This window comes from Acrocarpospora sp. B8E8 (genome assembly GCF_039871605.1).
In the GTDB taxonomy this organism is placed as follows: domain Bacteria; phylum Actinomycetota; class Actinomycetes; order Streptosporangiales; family Streptosporangiaceae; genus Acrocarpospora; species Acrocarpospora macrocephala.
The window spans coordinates 159,196-176,910 of record NZ_JBDPLV010000001.1 but is presented as its reverse complement, the minus strand read 5'-3'; the positions used below and the strand labels follow the sequence as shown (position 1 = coordinate 176,910).

12 protein-coding genes are annotated in these 17,715 nt (G+C 67.8%); 3 read left to right on the top strand and 9 right to left on the bottom strand.

The genetic code is table 11. The features are described from left to right. Positions 1 to 24: 24 nt before the first annotated feature. The 4 genes from ABGB08_RS00750 to ABGB08_RS00735 form a co-directional block, all read right to left on the bottom strand. Positions 25 to 1,755 carry an LPXTG cell wall anchor domain-containing protein gene (locus ABGB08_RS00750; protein WP_347584479.1) on the bottom strand — a complete coding sequence of 577 codons (1,731 nt, stop codon included), beginning with the start codon at positions 1,753 to 1,755 and terminating at the stop codon, positions 25 to 27. 122 nt (positions 1,756 to 1,877) lie between these two features. Beyond that, complete coding sequence (locus tag ABGB08_RS00745; protein WP_347584477.1) at positions 1,878 to 3,086, bottom strand: CHAP domain-containing protein; 1,209 nt, start codon at positions 3,084 to 3,086, stop codon at positions 1,878 to 1,880. Positions 3,087 to 3,274: 188 nt separating this feature from the next. After that, positions 3,275 to 5,512 carry a serine/threonine-protein kinase gene (locus ABGB08_RS00740; RefSeq protein WP_347584475.1) on the bottom strand — a complete coding sequence of 746 codons (2,238 nt, stop codon included), beginning with the start codon at positions 5,510 to 5,512 and terminating at the stop codon, positions 3,275 to 3,277. A gap of 137 nt (positions 5,513 to 5,649) precedes the next feature. Then, a complete protein-coding gene (locus ABGB08_RS00735) occupies positions 5,650 to 6,948 on the bottom strand; it encodes a hypothetical protein (protein WP_347584473.1) in 1,299 nt (432 codons plus the stop codon). A 252-nt stretch (positions 6,949 to 7,200) separates the two neighbouring features. Between ABGB08_RS00735 and ABGB08_RS00730 the strand changes: the two genes are divergently transcribed. Further along, a complete protein-coding gene (locus tag ABGB08_RS00730) occupies positions 7,201 to 8,616 on the top strand; it encodes a serine/threonine-protein kinase (protein ID WP_347584471.1) in 1,416 nt (471 codons plus the stop codon). Here ABGB08_RS00730 and ABGB08_RS00725 read toward each other — a convergent pair. After that, entirely contained in the window at positions 8,613 to 9,494 is an 882-nt protein-coding gene (locus ABGB08_RS00725) for a hypothetical protein (protein ID WP_347584469.1), read from the bottom strand. The genes ABGB08_RS00730 and ABGB08_RS00725 overlap by 4 nt on opposite strands. Positions 9,495 to 9,559: 65 nt before the next feature. Between ABGB08_RS00725 and ABGB08_RS00720 the strand changes: the two genes are divergently transcribed. Both ABGB08_RS00720 and ABGB08_RS00715 read left to right on the top strand, forming a co-directional pair. Beyond that, positions 9,560 to 10,780, top strand: coding sequence for an alpha/beta fold hydrolase (locus tag ABGB08_RS00720; protein WP_347584467.1), 1,221 nt, complete (start codon positions 9,560 to 9,562; stop codon positions 10,778 to 10,780). Between the two features lie 80 nt (positions 10,781 to 10,860). After that, positions 10,861 to 11,667: an SAM-dependent methyltransferase gene (locus ABGB08_RS00715; RefSeq protein ID WP_347584465.1), complete on the top strand. Its 807-nt coding sequence runs from the start codon at positions 10,861 to 10,863 to the stop codon at positions 11,665 to 11,667. A gap of 10 nt (positions 11,668 to 11,677) precedes the next feature. On the opposite strand, the gene ABGB08_RS00710 is transcribed toward ABGB08_RS00715, so the two are convergent. The 4 genes from ABGB08_RS00710 to ABGB08_RS00695 all read right to left on the bottom strand — a co-directional run bounded on the left by ABGB08_RS00710 (position 11,678) and on the right by ABGB08_RS00695 (position 17,572). After that, positions 11,678 to 15,031 carry a hypothetical protein gene (locus tag ABGB08_RS00710; RefSeq protein WP_347584463.1) on the bottom strand — a complete coding sequence of 1,118 codons (3,354 nt, stop codon included), beginning with the start codon at positions 15,029 to 15,031 and terminating at the stop codon, positions 11,678 to 11,680. Between the two features lie 15 nt (positions 15,032 to 15,046). Beyond that, on the bottom strand, positions 15,047 to 15,862 hold the full coding sequence (locus ABGB08_RS00705; protein WP_347584461.1) for an SAM-dependent methyltransferase: 816 nt from the start codon (positions 15,860 to 15,862) through the stop codon (positions 15,047 to 15,049). Positions 15,863 to 15,939: 77 nt separating this feature from the next. Beyond that, positions 15,940 to 16,572, bottom strand: a complete 633-nt coding sequence (locus ABGB08_RS00700) for a MerR family transcriptional regulator (protein ID WP_347584459.1) — start codon at positions 16,570 to 16,572, stop codon at positions 15,940 to 15,942. Between the two features lie 34 nt (positions 16,573 to 16,606). Continuing rightward, complete coding sequence (locus ABGB08_RS00695) at positions 16,607 to 17,572, bottom strand: SIS domain-containing protein (protein WP_347584457.1); 966 nt, start codon at positions 17,570 to 17,572, stop codon at positions 16,607 to 16,609. Between the last annotated feature and the right edge of the window lie 143 nt (positions 17,573 to 17,715).

The following is a 17,715-nucleotide window of genomic DNA, read 5'->3' as shown; positions in this document are numbered from 1 at the left end:
GTCGCGGTCGTGCCGTCGCGGCCGTTAGATGTTGCGCCGGCGGCGGCGGGTGATCAGCAGGATGACGCCGCCCAGGGTGAGCAGGATCACGCCCGCGCCGAGGACGGGAATCATGATCGTGCCGGTCTGCGGCAGCAGGGGCCCGGGGGTATCGCAGCAGGTGGGGCCGGTATCGCAGCAGGTGGGACCGTGGTCGGGACGGTCGAAGTCGTCGCCATGGTCCGGGTGGTCGCCATGGTCCGGGTGGTCGAAGTGATCGCCACGGCCGGGATGGTCGAAGCGGTCGACATCCACCGGGATGGCGTTGTCGATTTGATCTGGAATGTGGACGGGATGCTCGCGGGGCACGCAGGTGTCACGGTTGAACGGTGCTTCATTGAACCGTCCCTCATGTGTCCCGTGGTCTGCCTGAGCTACGGGCCTCCCCTCGTCGTCACACCAGTTGATCTCGGTGGGCGTGTCCTCCTTCACATGCACCCGCACCCGCTCCGGTGCCTCGTCGATGTCATCGTCGATGGCGATCTTCAGCGCCGGGGGTCCGGGCTTCGGAGTGGGGGTGGGCTTCGGCGGCGGCGGGGGCGGCGGCGTGATGATCACCGTGGTGTCCTCGGCCATGCTCCGCCGGCCGTTGGGCGTGGTGGCGATCACCTCGTTCCGTACCAGATCGCGCTCGCCCTTCTTGAGCACCCGGGCCACCACCGAGAACACCCGGCGCTCCCCGGCCTTGAGCGGGAATTCGGGCCAGCGCACCTCTCCATCGGCGTACGTGCCGTCGCCGGACAGGGAGACGAACTCCAGCCGATCGCCGAACCGGTCCACCAGCGCGACCGAAGGCTCGTTCACCTCGCCGGTGTTGCGCACCGTGATGGTGTAGGTGAGCTCCTCGCCGGGCTTGGCGTCGGCGCGGTCGTCGCTCTTACTCAGCGCCAGACCGGTGGCCACGGTCACCAGCGTCTCGTCCACGGCCTGATCGCTCAGGCCGACCGCGGTCGCGCTGGCCGTGGTGCGCAGCACCTGGCCGGATTTCGCGTCGGCCGGCACCTTGGCGGTCATGATGAACTTCTCCTCGGCGCCCGCCGCGAGCTCGAAGCCCGGCCAGGTCACCTGGCGGTGGGTCTCGTTCCAGGCGCCGCCCCGGGTGGCGGACTCGAACTGGAGCCCGCTGCCGGCCGATTCCACCAGGTTGACCTGGCCGAGCGGCAGCGTTCCCGGGTTGCTCACCGTGATCGTGTAGGTCAGGGTTTCGCCGCGCACCGCCTCCTGCGCGCGGTCGGTCTGGCTCACCGCCAGCTGGGCCGCGCCCACGAAGCTCTCGTCGGTCGCGTCGGCGATGGTGCCCTGGGCGGTGGCCATGGCCCTGGACTCGTAGCGGAAGCCCGCGACGGCCTGGTCCGGCACCCGGGCGACCACCTGGAAGACCCGCTCCGCCCCACCGGCGAGCGAGTACTTGGGCCAGCTCGCGGAGCCGCCGCCGGCGGAGCCGCCGTCCGAGGCCGACGAGACAATCAGTCCAGCGCCCAGGTCAAGCCGGGTGTCGATCGCATTGGCTTTCTCGCCTCCTTCGTTGATCACGGTAACCGTGTAGCTCACGGTGGCGGATGGCGCCACGTATGTCCGGTTGTCAGTGACTCGTACCGTCAACTGCGCCTCGCGGGACGCTGACGCCGGTAGCACCAGGCCGACGGCCAGCCCTACGAGCAGGCACCCCAGCAATACCGGCAAAAATGAACGCCGACCCCTCCGAGTATTGATCATCTAGAAATCTCCCGATCTCGGTGCACACTCGCACGACTACGGAGCGTAACAACGGCTCAGGTGTCAAGTCGAAGAGCCGTACCGTGGCGATCAGGAGAAGTTATTGCCGGGGTCGATCTTCGTTAGCCCGGATCTCCGCTCTTCCGGTGGCGTCCGCGGGCCGGTTCGTCGGAGTGCTCGGCCCAGGCGGCCTTGAGGGCGTCGGGGAGGGCGCCGCTCCGGTAGATGTCGGACGTTTCAGGTTTGCGGCGTTTACCGCGATATTGCGGTTGAGGTGGGGTGGGGTGGTGGGGGTATCTGGGCAACTCCGCTGTTGATTCGGCGGGGTCGAACCAGCTGGGGGGTTCGGTGGCGGCGACGGCGTTGACGCGGGTTCTGCGGGTTCTGGCGTAGCCGAGGGCGATGACCGCGAGCAGGAGGGGCGCGATCAGGGCTTGGGCGTTGAGGGCCTCGATGCCGCCTGCGGGGACGTGCTGCACGGCCGAGACGGGGAACGCGGTCAGGTGCCCTGCGATCCCCTCGTTGTTCTGCTGGGATTTCGGGTGCGCGGTCTTGGCGGACGGTTTCTCGGGCGTCCTCTTGTTCGCGTGCTTCTCGGGTTCGGGCCGTTGGGCGGTGCGGTCCTGCCGGCCTTGCTGGTCCCGCTGACCTTGCTGGTCCTGCTGGTCCCGCTGGCCTTGCTGGCCTTGGTGGTCCTGCTGGCCTTGGTGGTCCTGCCGGTTCTGCTGGTCGCGGTGGGCGTGGGAATTCGGGCGCGCCTCCCGCGTGGCCACCTTGGCGGCTGGATCTTCGGAGGTGTCCTCGGGCGCGTCCCCGGAGATGACATCGGGCGGTTTGACCGCTTCGGGCTCGGGGTCTGTTTTGACCTGGGCCGGTTGCAGTCGTTCTTTGATCTTGTCCGGGTAGCCGTACCCGACGACGGCGCTCTGGTCCCGCGACTTCTCGCGGACGCGGCTGCCGTCGACGTTGCCTTCGATCGTGGTGATCTCTCTGCCGTCCACCCCGGTGACCAGGCCGATGTGGTCGATGCCGTCGAGGCTGCCCGAGCCGTCCCAGTCGTAGAAGACGACCGCGCCCGGCACCGGCTTGTCACCCCAGGCGCCCTGCTCGCGGAACCAGCGGGCGTGCCCGACGGTCCAGGCGAACTGCCCGAACCACTCCTGGTATCCGAGTTTGTGCGCGCCCCACGACAGGAACATGTCGCACCATGCCTGCGTGGAGTAGTCGGCATCCTGTTCGACGTTGTTGTACCACTTGCCGAACTTCGTGTGTCCGTTCGGTCGTTCGGTGTAACCGATCTCCTGCCGCAGCAGGGCGATCAACTTCGCCATCTCGGGGCTCATGAGAGTGGGGGGCCTCCCGTTCCCTTCGGGGACATGAGTCACGAAGGAGGCAATCCCTCGCAAAAGGGATATTCAGTGACATCTATGCATAGAGTCAACGCACTTTACCCAAACATGAACAAACAGGAATAGGAGGCACGGCGTTGCGTGCCTCCCTCAGTGCCGAACGGGGGTCCTCAGAGGATGGGTCCGTCGGTGCCCTGGCTGGGCGATTCCTCGGTTTCCGGATCCGGGCAGGCCGGGCCCACGATCCTGGACGTGGACGTCGCGGTGGCGCCGCCGGGGGAGGCGCTGACCGTGATCACTCGCTCGTCGGTGAAACCACACTGCGGCTGCTTGAAGGAGGCCGAGAACTCCTTGGCGTACTGCGTGTCGCCTTCCAGCGTGGCGCTTTGCGCGTCCTTGAACTCCAGGTCCCGCTCGCCGTACCGGAGGTGCTGCACGATGGACACGGTCAGCTTGACCGGGGCGGTCGAGCCGGACGTCACCAGCACGCTGGCCGTCCGGCCGTTCCACGAGGCGATCCGCACCGTCGGCGGCGCGCACTGCGGCCCCGGCACCCGCACCTGCTTGGTCTGCGGGCCGTTCGCGGCGGCCGGTTCTGTGGTGACCGTGATGCTGAAGACGGCCACCTTCTCGCAGGCCACCTCGCCCAGGTCCCCCTTGACGCTCAGCGGGTAGGTGGTCTTGCCGGAGATGTTCGTCGACTTCGTCTGCGCCGGTTTGCCGTCCCGGGCGAACACGGCCGTCACCTTCGCCGGGCCCGGGCCGTCGGTCTTGACCTCGACGCCCGCGGTCGTGCCGTCCCAGCTGGCGATCGTCACGCTCTGCACGGCGGGGGGCGGGCACGCCGGGCCCTTGATCGGCGTCGTCTTGCTGACCGGCCCCGCCTTCGGCGTGGTGGCTATGGTGATCCTGCGATACACGGTCTTCCCGCAGGCGGGCGCGGTGAAGGCGTCCTGCACCACCGGCGTGTACGTGGTGGCCCCCGCCAGCGGGATCACCTGCGCGGGACGCGCGACCAGATGATCGGTGTCGGGCCCTTCGGCGAACACCACCCGCAGCGACACCGGCCGGTTGGCCGACGTGCGCACCCGCAGCGAGGCCGACTGCCCGTCGAACGACGAGATCGCCAGCCCGCTCACCTTCAGCGGGGCGGGCGTGACGGTGGCCGTCGCGGTCACCGTGGGCGTGACGGTCGGCGTGGTCGTCGGGTCGGTCACCGGCGGCTGCGCGACCGGGGGGTCAGTGGCCTCATCGGTCGGATCCGGCACCGTCTCGCCGGTCGGTTCCGTCGGCTCCGTGGACTCCTCGGCCGGCTTCACCGTCGGCACGACCGGCTCCGGCGACTCGCTCTGCGCCGGCGGCCGGAGCGTCGTGCCCTCCGAGACGGGCGTCGCCCCGTTCGAGGCGACCAGCACCGCGATCACCACGGCCGCCACCAGCGACCCGCCGATCGCGAACCTCGGCGCGAAATGCCCGAGCCGATCCGACAGCACGGTCCGCGCCAGCGAGGTGCCCACCTCCGGCGCCGACGCCGGGCGCGCCAGCGGGAACAGCAGCGCCAGCAGGGTCGCCAGCTCGGCCAGGTGCCGCCGCCCGCGCTCCTCCCAGTCGGAGCCGTACGCCGCGACCGCCGCCGCCTCCAGATCGGCCACGAAGGCCCGCGCGGTCGGCGGGCGGTCCATCGGGTTCTTCGCCATCCCCCGCCCGACCAGGGCGCGCACCGAGGACGGCACCTCCATGGTCGGGATCGGCGCATGCTGATGCGCGTGCCGCATCCCCGCCAGGTGATCCGCCCGGTACGGCTTGCGCCCGGTCAGGCACTCGAAGAACACGCACGTGGCCGCGTACACGTCGGTGGCCGGGCTGGCCGGATTGCTCGACCACTGCTCCGGCGCCATGTACGACGGCGTCCCCGACGGAACCCCCTGCTCCCCGCTGAGCGCCGCGACCCCGAAGTCGGCCAGCTTGCTGGTGCCGTCGGCCTGGATGAGCACGTTCTCCGGCTTGTAGTCGCGGTGCACGACCCCCTGGGCGTGCGCGGTCGACAGGCCGAGCAGGGAGCCCTTGAGCACGACCAGCGCCGCCTCCGGGCTGGTGGTGCCGTGTTCGGCGAGGATCCGGCGGAGCGGCACGCCGTCCACGAGCTCCATCACGATGGCGGCGTCGCCGTAGGGGGACTGCACGTACTCGTAGAGCTTGACGATGTGGGCGTCCTGGAGTTCGACCATCAGCCGGGCCTCGCGCTGGAAGCCCGCCAGGAACTCGGGATCGTTGCGCAGCCGCTCGCTCAGGTATTTGATCGCCACGAACGCGCCGGTGGACTCGTAGGTCGCCAGCACGACCCGCCCGCTGCCGCCGACGCCTAACTCACGTATCTCCCGATACCCCGGAACCGTCCACTCGCTCACCGAATTAGCCCCCTCCAACAGGCACTCGGCGCGAAGAACTAACGCCGCGTACTCATACGAAGGTCTCACCTCTACGCCAGCTTGTCACCGGAGCAGAAATGTCACCTATTCGCTGCAAACCGAATGGGTATGGCTGCTCAGCAGGTCGCGCCGCAGCTCCAGCGGGCGACCACCCACAACGTCGGGTAGGCCAGCACCAGGATCGCGAACACGTAGCTGAGGTTCCAGCGTGCGATCCGGAAGGTGTCCACCCGGAACCGCGACTGCAGCACCACGTTCAACCCGGACAGCGGGCCGCCCGCCGCCTGGATGCCCCACGCGATCAGACCGGTCATGGCGAACAGCGTCGGGTCCGGTTCGAGCGGAGCCAGCATGTTCGCCGCCACCGCCAGCGAGATGACCGGATGCACCCCGACCGCGGACAGGAAGACCATCACCAGCACGAGCGCCCACGCCTGCGGCACGCCGAACCGGAGCATGGGCGGATCCAGCGGCACCACGTCGAGCATGGCCGCGAACCCGGCCGTGAGCAGCCCGGCCGACAGGAACATGGACAGCTCGCCGCTCATCGCGGGCAGGCTCCGCCGCGCGTGCGCGACCAGCCGCCTGGCCGCCCGGCGCGGTGTCCGCACCACCAGCAGGGTGATCGTGAGCGCCGGAGCGCAGACCATGATGATCCCGGTGACCGGCACGGACGGCAGCAGCACGTGCGCCAGCACCACCAGGATCACCAGCGTCAGCGGCAGGCGGAGCGCCCCGAGCGTGAGCGGATATCCCCGGAAGTCGTGGACGGCGGGCCCGAACGCCCGGATGATCTGCACACAGCTGATCGCCAGCCCAGCCAGCGCGAGCGCGGCGCCGACCGCCATGAGGATGGGCGACTTCGCGGCCGGCGCGTAGGTGAGCGCCGCCGCCGACGCCCCCCAGAACGGCGACCAGAACGCCCCCGCCGAGTAGCCGCGCGACAACACCATCAACTCGGCCCGAGGCAGCGGGATCTTACGAAATATCCGATTCGCGACGATGTCCAGCGCGGTGAGGTTGATGACTGACCCCAGCACGTGCACGGCCATCGTCGTCTGCCACACCCCCGACCGCCCCGTCGGCGCCTTGTGCTCGCCGGTACGCCCCCGGGGCGCCACCAGCCGTACGAACGAGATGGCCGCCAGCATGCTGATCATCGGCTGATTCGCGGCCAGCGCCAGCCGCCAGTCCGGCGGCACCCCGTGCGCGATCCCGATCCCGAGACCCACCGCGCCGAGCGCGGCGAGCAGCACCACGATCGCCCGATACCGCCGGGTCAGCCGCTGGAGCAGGAGAATCCCGGCCACCCAGGTGGCCGCCCCGGCCGCGAGCATGGCGGGACGCCAGGCCAGCCCCGCGATCGAGAGCGCGATCGCGGCGGCGAGCAGCGCGGCGGGCAGCTGCCGGGTCACCTGCGGCCTAGGCCGCGAGCTCGTGCAGCACCTTGCCCACAGCTCAAGCCGTAACTGAGCGCGGGATCCATGTGCAGCACAGTCCCGATCTTCGCGCAAAACGCCATAAAGAACCAAATTCCGGGCGTCCTGGAAGGGCGTCGGGTTCTCCCCGGTCGCCAGCGGCTCCGGATAGCGATCCCCGGGCCAAGATTTACGGCTGATCCCGCGTGCGGCGTACCTTATACGGGCCAGGACCCGCAGGAGGATCGAATGGCCGCAGGCCCGCTGGAGAGCACCGACCCGCGCACGCTGGGTGGCTTCGAGATCGTCGCCCGGTTGGGGGAGGGCGGGCAGGGCGTCGTGTACGAAGGCTGGTCGGCGGCGGGGGAGCGGGTCGCGATAAAGGTGCTCAAAGGGGGCACTGATCCGGTGACCCGGCGGCGTCTGGCTCGGGAGTTGGAGGCCGCGCGTAGCGTCGCGCCGTTCTGTACGGCACGGGTGTTCGCTGCCGAACTCGACCGGCCTGAACCGTATGTGGTGAGCGAGTTCGTGGCTGGGCCCTCGCTGCACGATCGGGTCAAAACCGGTGGTCCGCTGCGGGATGGAGATCTGGATCGGCTCGCTGTCGGTACGGCTTCCGCGCTCGCGGCCATCCACGCGGCCGGGATCGTGCACCGGGATTTCAAGCCGGGGAACGTGCTGCTCGGGCCGGATGGGCCCAGGGTGGTGGATTTCGGGATCGCGCGTCCGTTGGATGGGGCGACCGCGACCTCGGAGTTGACGGGGACGCCGCCGTACATGGCGCCGGAGCAGTTGCGGGGCGTGCCGGCGTCGGCGGGGGCGGATGTGTTCGCCTGGGCGGCGACGATGGTGTTCGCGGCGACCGGGCGGGCGCCGTTCGGGCAGGACACGGTGGCTTCGGTGTTTCATCGCCTGCTGAGCGCGCCGCCGGATCTGGCGGGGGTGCCGGAGAGCCTCCTGCCGGTGTTGCGGGATTGTCTGGCGAAGGACCCGGAACATCGGCCGACGGCGAAGGAACTGATGATCCGCCTGGTCGACCCGACGCGCGACCCGACCGCCGTGCTCGCACCGGATTTAACACGATTTATCGGGACAACGGCTCCGACGATGGCTTCGCCTACGGCCATGCTCGGGGTGAGCGATCGGCGGGTCTCCCGGCGGGCGATTGCCGCGATCGTGACCGGGGCGGCGGTGGTCGTCGCGATCGTCGCCTTCTTCCTGATCAACCAGGGCACGACTCTGCCGTCCGGTGGCCCTTCGGAGCCGGTTGTCAGTGCGGAAACCGGAACCGAGCCGGGGACTACGTCGGAGCCTGCGACGGGGACTACTTCGGGGCCTGCGACGGGGACGCTGGTGTCCGGGGTGTTCGCCGGGACGTGGAAAGGAGACGTCGTCTCCCAGGACGGCCGGAAAAAAACGTACGACCTCACGATCATCCTGGGAGAGGGTGATCGTGAGGGATACGCGATCCGGCCGGGCTGTGAGCAAGCGCTGCGAGTCACCCGGAATCGGGGCAACGCGCTCGATCTCAGCATGGAACAGCAGGGTCAGTGTGTGGGCGGGGATATCACCCTCACGTCTTCCGGTGGGGACACGCTGGTATACGTAGGGCAGGAGGGCGGCGGCTCTCTGTCGTACCGAGGAGAGCTCAGCCGCTCGTCCTAACCGCCGCGAACCAGCTGGAACGCGTACGGGCCCGTCTTCGCCGAGTTCGATCGGACGATCAGCGCGTACTTGCCGTCGCCGTTCGAGAGCGCTATGTCGAAATCCCCGCAGAGCGGGACCGGCTGACGGGCGTTGGCGATGTTGGTGTAGGCCGCGTCCACGAGTTCCAGTTCGATCGCCGTGCACGCCCCCGTGCCGCCGACGACCTTGATGGCCGTCGCGCCGTCCGAGTCGAACTCGAAACGGTCGATTCGTCCGGGGACGTCCAGGCGGCCGGCCCCGGCGGGGCTGCCTTCTTCGATCTTCATGCCGATGGTGACCGGGAACGTGCGGGGCTTCACGGTCGCGATGCGGAAGCCGTACGGGCCGATGGTGTTGTTGTTGCCCCAGACCTCCAGGCGGTGGGTGCCCGCCTTGGTGAGCTTGAAGACCCAGGTGCCGAAGGACAGGCTGAGGTTGGGCAGGCCGACCGGTTCGTCGTCGACGTCGGAGAAGGCCTGGAACTGCAGGTCGGTGGAGCCGTTCATGTCGGCGACGTAGAACTCGCGGGCTTCGCCCAGATCTATGACGTACACGTCTTTCTGGCCCGCTCGGGTGAGCTCGCCGGAGACGACGCTGCCGTCGATGAGGGTTCCGCCGGGCTGGACGGTGGCCCCGGTGGTGTCCCCAGTGGTTTCCTCGGTGGGTTCGGTTGACGGTTCGGTCGCGGGTTCGGTGGCTTCTTCGGGTTCCTGGGTGGCGACGCTGACCACTTCGGGGGCGGCCGCGTCGGTGCTCGGGGAGGTTGCGGCCGGGCCGCAACCCATCAGGGCCAGGCTGACCGCGGTCAGGGCGAGTGCGGTCTTCACCAGGCCGGAGACGGTGGGAGAGTTCGTCATGTCCCCGATTGTGGGCAGTCCTCCTTACGGGAGGGTTGAACTCCGCTAACGGGTACCTTGGCGCAATGACCGTTGTGTTGCCGGGTGTCGCGCTCAGCGACCATTCGTTCACCGTTCCGCTGGACCACGCCGACCCGGGCGGCCGGACCATCGAGGTGTTCGCGCGCGAAGCGGTCGACCCGGCGCGGCGTGGCGAGGACCTGCCGTGGCTGCTGTTCCTCCAGGGCGGTCCCGGCGGCAAGTCCCCCCGCCCCACCTCGGCCGACGGCTGGCTCGGCCACGCGCTCCGCACCCACCGCGTGCTCCTGCTCGACCAGCGCGGCACCGGCCGCAGCACCCCGGTCACCGCCCGCACCCCCGACCTGGCCGGGGAACTCCACCACTTCCGGGCCGACGCGATCGTGGCCGACGCCGAACTGATCAGGCGGCGGCTGACCGACCGGCCCTGGGACACGCTCGGCCAGAGCTACGGCGGCTTCCTCACGCTGACCTACCTCTCCCAGGCCCCCGAAGGGCTCCGCACCTGCTACATCACCGGCGGCCTGCCCGGCCTGGACGCGACGGCCGACGACGTCTACGCGCGCACCTACCCCCGCGTCCTGGACAAATGCCGCCGCTACCTGGCCCGCTTCCCCGCCGATGCCGCCAGGATCGAGGCCATCGCCGACCAGCTGCGCACCCACGACGTACGCCTCCCCGACGGCGACCGCCTCACCGTGCGCCGCTTCCAGACCCTCGGCATGATGCTCGGCACCGGCGAGGGCGCGCAGCGCCTGCACTGGCTCATCGACGAGGGCGTCACCGACGATTTCCTCCATCAGGTCATGACCGAAACCAGCTTCGCCGGCAACCCGCTCTACGCCGTCCTGCACGAATCCATCTACACCCAGGGCGCCGCCACGAACTGGTCGGCGGCCCGCCTGCTGCCCCCCGAACTCGCCGACGACGCCGCTCCGCTGCTCTTCACCGGAGAAATGATCTACCCCTGGATGTTCGACGACATCCGCGCCCTCCGCCCCCTCAAACCCGCCGCCGACCAGCTCGCCACCCGCGCCGCCTGGCCTTCCCTCTACGATCCTGCCCGGCTGGCCGCCAACGAGATCCCCGTCTTCGCGGCCGTCTACCACGACGATATGTACGTGGACGCGGCGCTCTCCCTGGAGACCGCGTGCCGGGTGGGCAACGTGCGAACCTGGGTCACCAACGAGTGGGAACACGATGGCGTACGGGTGTCCGGCGGACAGGTTTTGGCTCGCCTCATGGACATGGCTTCCGGACGGATATAACCCCGGAAAGGCGATAAATCCTCATATCGTTGGGCTAAGTTAAGATCGTCACTGAACGTGTTTGAGGGCTTGGGGGATCGATGGAGTTCGAGCAGGCGCCTACCGGGATCGACCCGAACATTCCGAGCGTCGCCCGGATGTACGACTTCTTCCTCGGCGGCAAGGACAACTTCGCCTCCGACCGGGCCGCGGCCCAGAAGATCATCGAGCTCACTCCCAACGTCCGCGAGGGAGTCCAGGCCAACCGCCGTTTCCTCAGCCGCGCCGTCAACTTCCTCACCGAGACCGGCATCCGCCAGTTCCTCGACATCGGCGCCGGCCTCCCCACCCAGGAGAACGTGCACCAGGTCGCCCTCCGCGCCGCACCCGACTCCCGGATCGTCTACATCGACAACGACCCCATCGTGCTCGCCCATGGCCGCGCCCTGCTCGCCGACAACCAGCAGACCATCGTCCTGGACGGCGACCTCCGCGAACCCCTCGCCATCCTCAAGGACCCCCGCGTCAACGCCCACCTCGACTTCACCCGCCCCGTCGGCGTGCTCCTGCTGGCCGTCCTCCACTTCATCCCCGAAGACGACCTGGCCGAGACCATCGTGCAAACCCTCCGCGACCACCTCGCCCCCGGCAGCGCCATCGTCATCAGCCACCTCTCCTACGGCGACCTCGACGAATCCCAACTAGCCGAAGGCACCGCCGTCTACACCCGCACCACCGCCGGCGCCGTCCGCCCCCGCTCCCACACCCAAATCCTCCGCTTCTTCAACGGCTTCACCCTCGTCGACCCCGGCCTGGTCTCCACCGACGACTGGCGCCCCGACCCCGCTTCCCCCCGCCTCCCCCTCCTCCCGGGTGTCGACGGCTTCAGCGGCGTCGGCCTCCTCTAGCTCCCACCGATCAGGTCGGCCAGACAAGGCGGTAGCGTCCGCCGTCGGCGCGGATGATGCGGCGGGCGCGGTGGAACAAGTGCGGATGACCGCGTTCGATGTCGATTAGCTGGTCCGGGCGCATGCGGCGGACGACATCGAAGGCGGTCACGGGAACTTCGGACGGGTCGACGTCCAGCTCCATGACCGTCACGGCCGCCTCCAGGTATGACCAATCCGGCAGATCGAGTTCGTAAAGCACCCGACCGAGGAATTCCAACTGCTCACGGTCGCGTGCCACCAGGTTCAGGATGCCTGCGACCATTCGGTGGGTTTCAAGCATGGAGGCGCTGTATTGGTCCACCAGTGGTAATGCCTGGGCCAGAAGGGCAGCCCCCTCGGTCGTGGTCATGATCGGCAGATCACGGGCGAGGTGGATCAGCGTCTTATCCAGGTAAGTTGGTGTTTCCATCTCTGGGAACAGCGAGATCATCTTGAAGGCGCGAGTGTAGATCGCCGCAAGCCTGCCTTGACGGATCATATAGTTCCGCGCGCTGGGGATCGATACCTCATTGAGAGTGGTGAACACGGAGGTGGAGATCTCGCCGCTGACGCTGCCGATCGATGTCACAGCGTGCCTCATATGAACATAGATCGAGTCGAAGATTTCTGAGTTCACGGATCGGTCAGCCCCGGTATCCAGTGAGGTATCAGCGGCGGGAACCCGCCACTGTCGAAGGCCGGTTGCCGGGTGCTGGTTGTGAGCCCAGGCGAGCGTATCCTCGGTTACCCAGAGGACCTTGTCCGCGTCCGCGTTATCTCGGCGTTTGATGCCTAGCGGGAGCGACTGGTGCGAAAAGCCCCAGTACACGGTCAGGACTCTCTCGTCTCCCTCCCAGGAACGGGCGATTTGCAGCGCGGACGCCAGGCTGGGCCATTCATCCGGATGCGTACCTGCCCGCCAGAGATCGACGAGGGATTGCCAATGCTGCACCGAGTCCGAATCCGCGCTGAATAACTCTGCGGCGGTGACCGGCCCCGTTAGCACAGTGGTCAGCAGCACAAGGTTGGCGGTTTGCCGGGCGATGCGCTGAGTCGCCGACAACGCTGCGGGCTCGTAGTTCGAGCGTGCCGACTCCGCGCCGAAATAGGTCTCCTGGAACCGGCGCAATAAGAACGGCCTCAGGTGTTCGACTGGTTCGGAGATGCTGCGCAGGAATACGAGAATAGGGACGCGGGCCGACAGTACGGCGAACGACAGCAGTGCGCCCGATGGCCCTGGATCGGAGCGTGGGTTGAACATCCCGTTTAGCATGCCCCCCTGAGAGACCGCTGCTCGCTCGGCCTCTTCGCGCAGGAGGTCCCGGACCAAACGCGCGATCAGATATTCACCGAAGGTGGTGTGCAGGAATTCGTAGGTGCTCAGCTCGTGGGAGTCCCGTAAAGCCCGTGACTGGTGGATGAAGAAGAATCGGCCGATAACCGTCTGGGCTGCGGTCAGGGGACGATCGAAGCCCACCCCGGCCGAGGTTTGCTCCGGGATCAGTGCGGTGAGGTCGCGATCAAGGTCATCGTGGGTGACCCATTGCTGACCTCGGTTGAACATGGCGAACGCGGCCACCGAAAGGCGGTGCAGCTCCCGTTCGAGCGCCTGCTCGCGTCGGCTGGGGGAAAGGCCGGGCTCGTGTTTGTCGATCTCCCGGGCGGCGAATCCCTGGAGCAGCCGTTCGTACAACTCGCCGTAGCTGAGCGTGCCGACTTCGCGCAGAGCTCCCTGGGCCAACGGTTTCGGTCCGTTGGCGTCGTACAGCGCGAGCATCAGGAGAAGCAACGGTTGTTCGGCCAGTTCGCGGTGAGCGAGCACGTCGCCATAGGAAAGCGGCTCTCGGCCGACGCCGGCGAAATGAGCGCCGTTGGTGTTGTTCCAGGTGTCGATCCACAGTTTCACCTGGTCGTCGGAGAAGGGCTCCAGCCGGATGGCGAGGCTTCCCCTGGGCAGGCGGCAGCGGTTGGCCACCGCCGTGCGGGTGGTGACGATCACGGCGACCGGACGGCCGAGCTCTGCCTCACGTGCCTGGAATTCGGCGGCCCGCACCAGATAGTCGGCCCGATTGACGCCCGTGGCCTGGAGTAGCTCGTCCAAGCCGTCCAACAGGACCACCGGGAGGGCTCCGTCAGCGGAACGGACGAGATCAGGCCAGCTCATCGGCTCGCCGGTGGAAACGCGGATGGCGGTTTCGATCTGCTCCTGGATTCCCGCGTCCGCCGGTACCTGTCGAAGAGGGACGCGGATCGGGAGAAAGTCAGCGACTGGGAGACGAGCGGCGATCATCTGGGTGACCAGGGATTTGCCGACCCCCGGCTGGCCGAGAACCAGGAGGGGGCAGACGCTGGCGAACAACGAGGTCAGCAGTCCGGCCAGAAAGTCCTGAAGGTCGTCGCGTATCGGCGCATCTAACCAAGATCTCTCCAGGCTGAGATCCGCCGACCCGAGCACGACCCGGAAACGGGGATTGATATATCCCTCGGAGAGGTCTGGCAGGGACAGGCCATCGGGCAGATCGTCGCTGGGGCTGATGGGGCGGGTCAGGGCTGCCTGGTTGAGCGTGAGAAGGCTGCGGAGTTTCGGTGGTGGCACCCGGCCAGATGAGACCGAGGCGAGTAAGTCGGTCAGGCCGGCGAGTCCCTGCCGGAGCTGCTCTTGGGTGACATGATGCTCACGTTCGATCGCCCAGAACGCGAACTCGGGGAACTCGACTGCCAGTCGCCGGTACATGTCGTCATAGCGGTGGCTGGCAGCTGTGGGCAGGTTGCGCGAGATCTCCAAGGACGCTTGGGCCTGCTGGGCCGAGGTCAAGTTCTCCCATATCGCCAGACCACGGGCAAAGCGAAGCAGAACTTCACCGGCATCCGAGTACATCCTGTACCGGTCCTGCGAGATCAAGCCTTTCAGCTTTTCCGGCGTTACGTGCGAGTGGGTAATCCCGATCGGGAAGTTCGACGTGAACATCCTCGTCTCCGCGAAAGCGAAGAGATCATGTTTCTCCGTCTCAAGGAGCTCCAGGTCGCGAAGCGTGAAAGGCAAGTCGATATCGTCGAGCGCCTCGAAGAACGAGGTTGCCAGAATGATCGATTGGGCTGCGTATAGACGTTCTGATCTTGTGTAGCGGGTAGCGCCAGTGACCTTCTCGCGCACTGAAGCGATGAGTTGGTGGCCGAGTCGTACCGCCTCGGATTTGGCGTCGAACAGGCTGAGGGCGGCCGCGCCGACTCCGGGAACTGCGGACGCGCCCAGCAGGACGCCGCCGAGCAGTTTGTCGAGTGCGCGTAGCGTGGTCGTTTCGCCGCCGAGAATTCGTACCGCTTCCGCGTAGCTGAACCGCACTGACACAGGAGCTCCTCAGCGGGTGATCGTGCCGACGCCTCCCAGGACATACGGCTTGCCGGTGTCCATTCGTGGGGGAACGGGGTGGTCTGGGCGCCAGTCGTGGACGGGGACGAGGCCGGGGTCGAGGAGGGTGGTGCCGGTGAAGAAGTTGGTGAGGCAGGTGAGGGAGCGGTCGGCGGCGGGGCCGGTGGAGGTGCGGGTGTAGATGGCGCGGCCCGCGGCGCGCTCGGCGGGGGGCATGTCACCGGCGTAGATGTGGGTGATCACGATGTGGCTGCCGGCGGGGAGGGAGTCGCGCACCTGGGCGACCACCGCGAGGGCGTCGCGGTCGGCGGTGATGAAGTGCAGGACGGAGAGCATCAGGGCGGCTGTCGGGAGCTCGGGGTCGAGGTGAGCGAGCAGCTCGGGGTGGTCGAAGATGGATTTGGGCTCGCGGAGGTCGCCTTCGATGGCGATGGTCCGCGGGCTGTCGGCCAGGAGGGCTCGGGCGTGGGCCAAGACGACGGGGTCATTGTCGACGTAGACGACCTTGGCGTCGGGGGCGAGGCGCTGGGCCACCTCGTGGGTGTTCTCCCGGGTGGGCAGGCCGGCGCCGATGTCGATGAACTGGCGTACGCCGGTCTTGGTCAGGTGTTCCACGGCGCGGCGCAGGAATGCCCGGTTCTCGCGAGCGAGTTCGCGTACGCCCGGGACCAGCCGGATGACCTCCTCGGCTGCCTCGCGGTCCGCGCTGAAGTTGTCCTTGCCGCCGAGCCAGTAGTCGTACATCCGCGCGACGCTGGGAACAGCGGGGTTGAGCCCCGGTGGCACCTCGTCCGATTCGCTCAACGTCATGCTCCTCGACCCCTGGACGGAAGCCAATCTTAGAGCGATATAGGCGATATATACGCGCCGGCGTGGTGGCTTTAGGTCGTGAGGATTCTGGCGGATTCGGATTCGTGGGCGAGGCGGCGGATGGTGTCCAGGACTCGGCCGTACATCACGGTGCCGATGATGAGGGCCTCCACGGTGGTCTCGCGGGGGGCGTCGAAGGGGATCTGGTGGATTTCGTGGGTCTGGACCAGGGTTTGGGCGGCGGTGGCGTACGGAGTGAGGTCGGCGAGGGTGGGTTCGGAGCCGAGGCGGCGGAGGGCGACGATGGTTTGGGCTAGTTCTTCGCGGGCGGGGGCATTGGGTTCGATCTGCCAGTCGTAGGCGGCGATGAGCTGGTCGACCATCTCGCGGGCTTCCTGCCAGTCGGGGGTTTCCTCGTGGGGTTCGACGCCGGGGCTGAGGGCGTAGTGGGCGGTGCCGAGCATCTTGTGCACGCCGAGGGTCTCGTCGTCGACGGCGTCGATCACTTTGCGGATGGCGGCGACGGGGAGGCGGCCGACCTCCAGGAGGGCGCGGATCAGGCGCAGACGGCGCAGGTGGGTCTGGCCGTATTCGGCGCGGGTGGCGGAGGTTTGCTCGCCCTGGGGGAGGAGGCCTTCGCGCAGGTAGTACTTGATGGTCGGGATGGGTACCCCGGATTCGGCGCTGAGCTGGGAGATCCGCATACCGAAGAGGGTACCTGCGGATTAGACAGCAATGCTATCCAACTGGAGATCTTTGCCAGAATGACGCGGCGATCAGTTCGGCGATCAGGGTTTCGGCGAGCAGGGCCACGTCGGGGTCGTCGTCGTGGCGGTAGCGGATCGACGCCTTCTGTCCGGGGAGCTCGCCGCCCACGGTCAGGACCGTCGATCCGCGCTGGCGAATCCACTCCATCGCCTGGTCGTCGTAGCGAGAGCCGGGGAAGAACAGGGCGCGGTAGTCGTAGGTCTTGGTGAGGTAGACGTCCACGTGCGACCAGTCTCCGGTCTCGCAGGCGTCGGCCTGACGCCGTGGGCCTTCCCGGAACATCAGCGCCGACTGCTGCGCGGAGGACAATCGCTCGGCGGGCGCGATCGTGTACACGCCATGCGGCCCGTCCAGCAGCGAGATCGCCTGATCCAGCCACGCTCCCCGCCGATCGAGCAAATCAGCACTAGCCTCCGCCACCCGCCGCACAAGTCCCGAAATATCGCCACCTGTCCCCGTCAGTCGATCAACGAGCCCCAGCAGCAAAACCAGCGTGTGCTGAAATGTCCGGCAAGCGACGCCGCCGTTCTCCGCCCCGGCCAGCATCGGCACCACCACATCCGCGCCCTCGGCGACCGCCGATCCAACCTGGTTGGTCACCGCGACCACCCGCGACCGCCCCCGATAACGCGCCACCGCATCCAGCGTCTCCCGGCTCCCCCCAGACGCCGAAATCGCCACAACCAACGTCGACCCATCAGCCGGATACCCCCCAGCCGCCGAGGCATACTCCGCCACCGCGTCAATCCCCGCCACCCGCAACCGCAGCGCCGCCACCCCCGCCGCGTATCGGGAACTCCCCATCCCCAAGAAGACAACCCGCCGCACATCCAACGGCACCCCACCCAGGAGATCACCCCCATCCCACGCATCGGCAAGCGCGAACAGCGCCTCAGGCTTCGCTTCCAAATCCGCCAGAAACAAGGCAGCGTCCATCAAGAGCCTTTCGATAGTGGGTTGCTCGCCGTTATCCGGCGCCGATCAACTTCGCGCTGGTCCTCGCCGCACCGGCGCCAAGGAGGCTCGAGTTCGGCCAGATCCGCTGGGCCCGCCATTCGGCCGGGTCCGTCGGGAAGGAT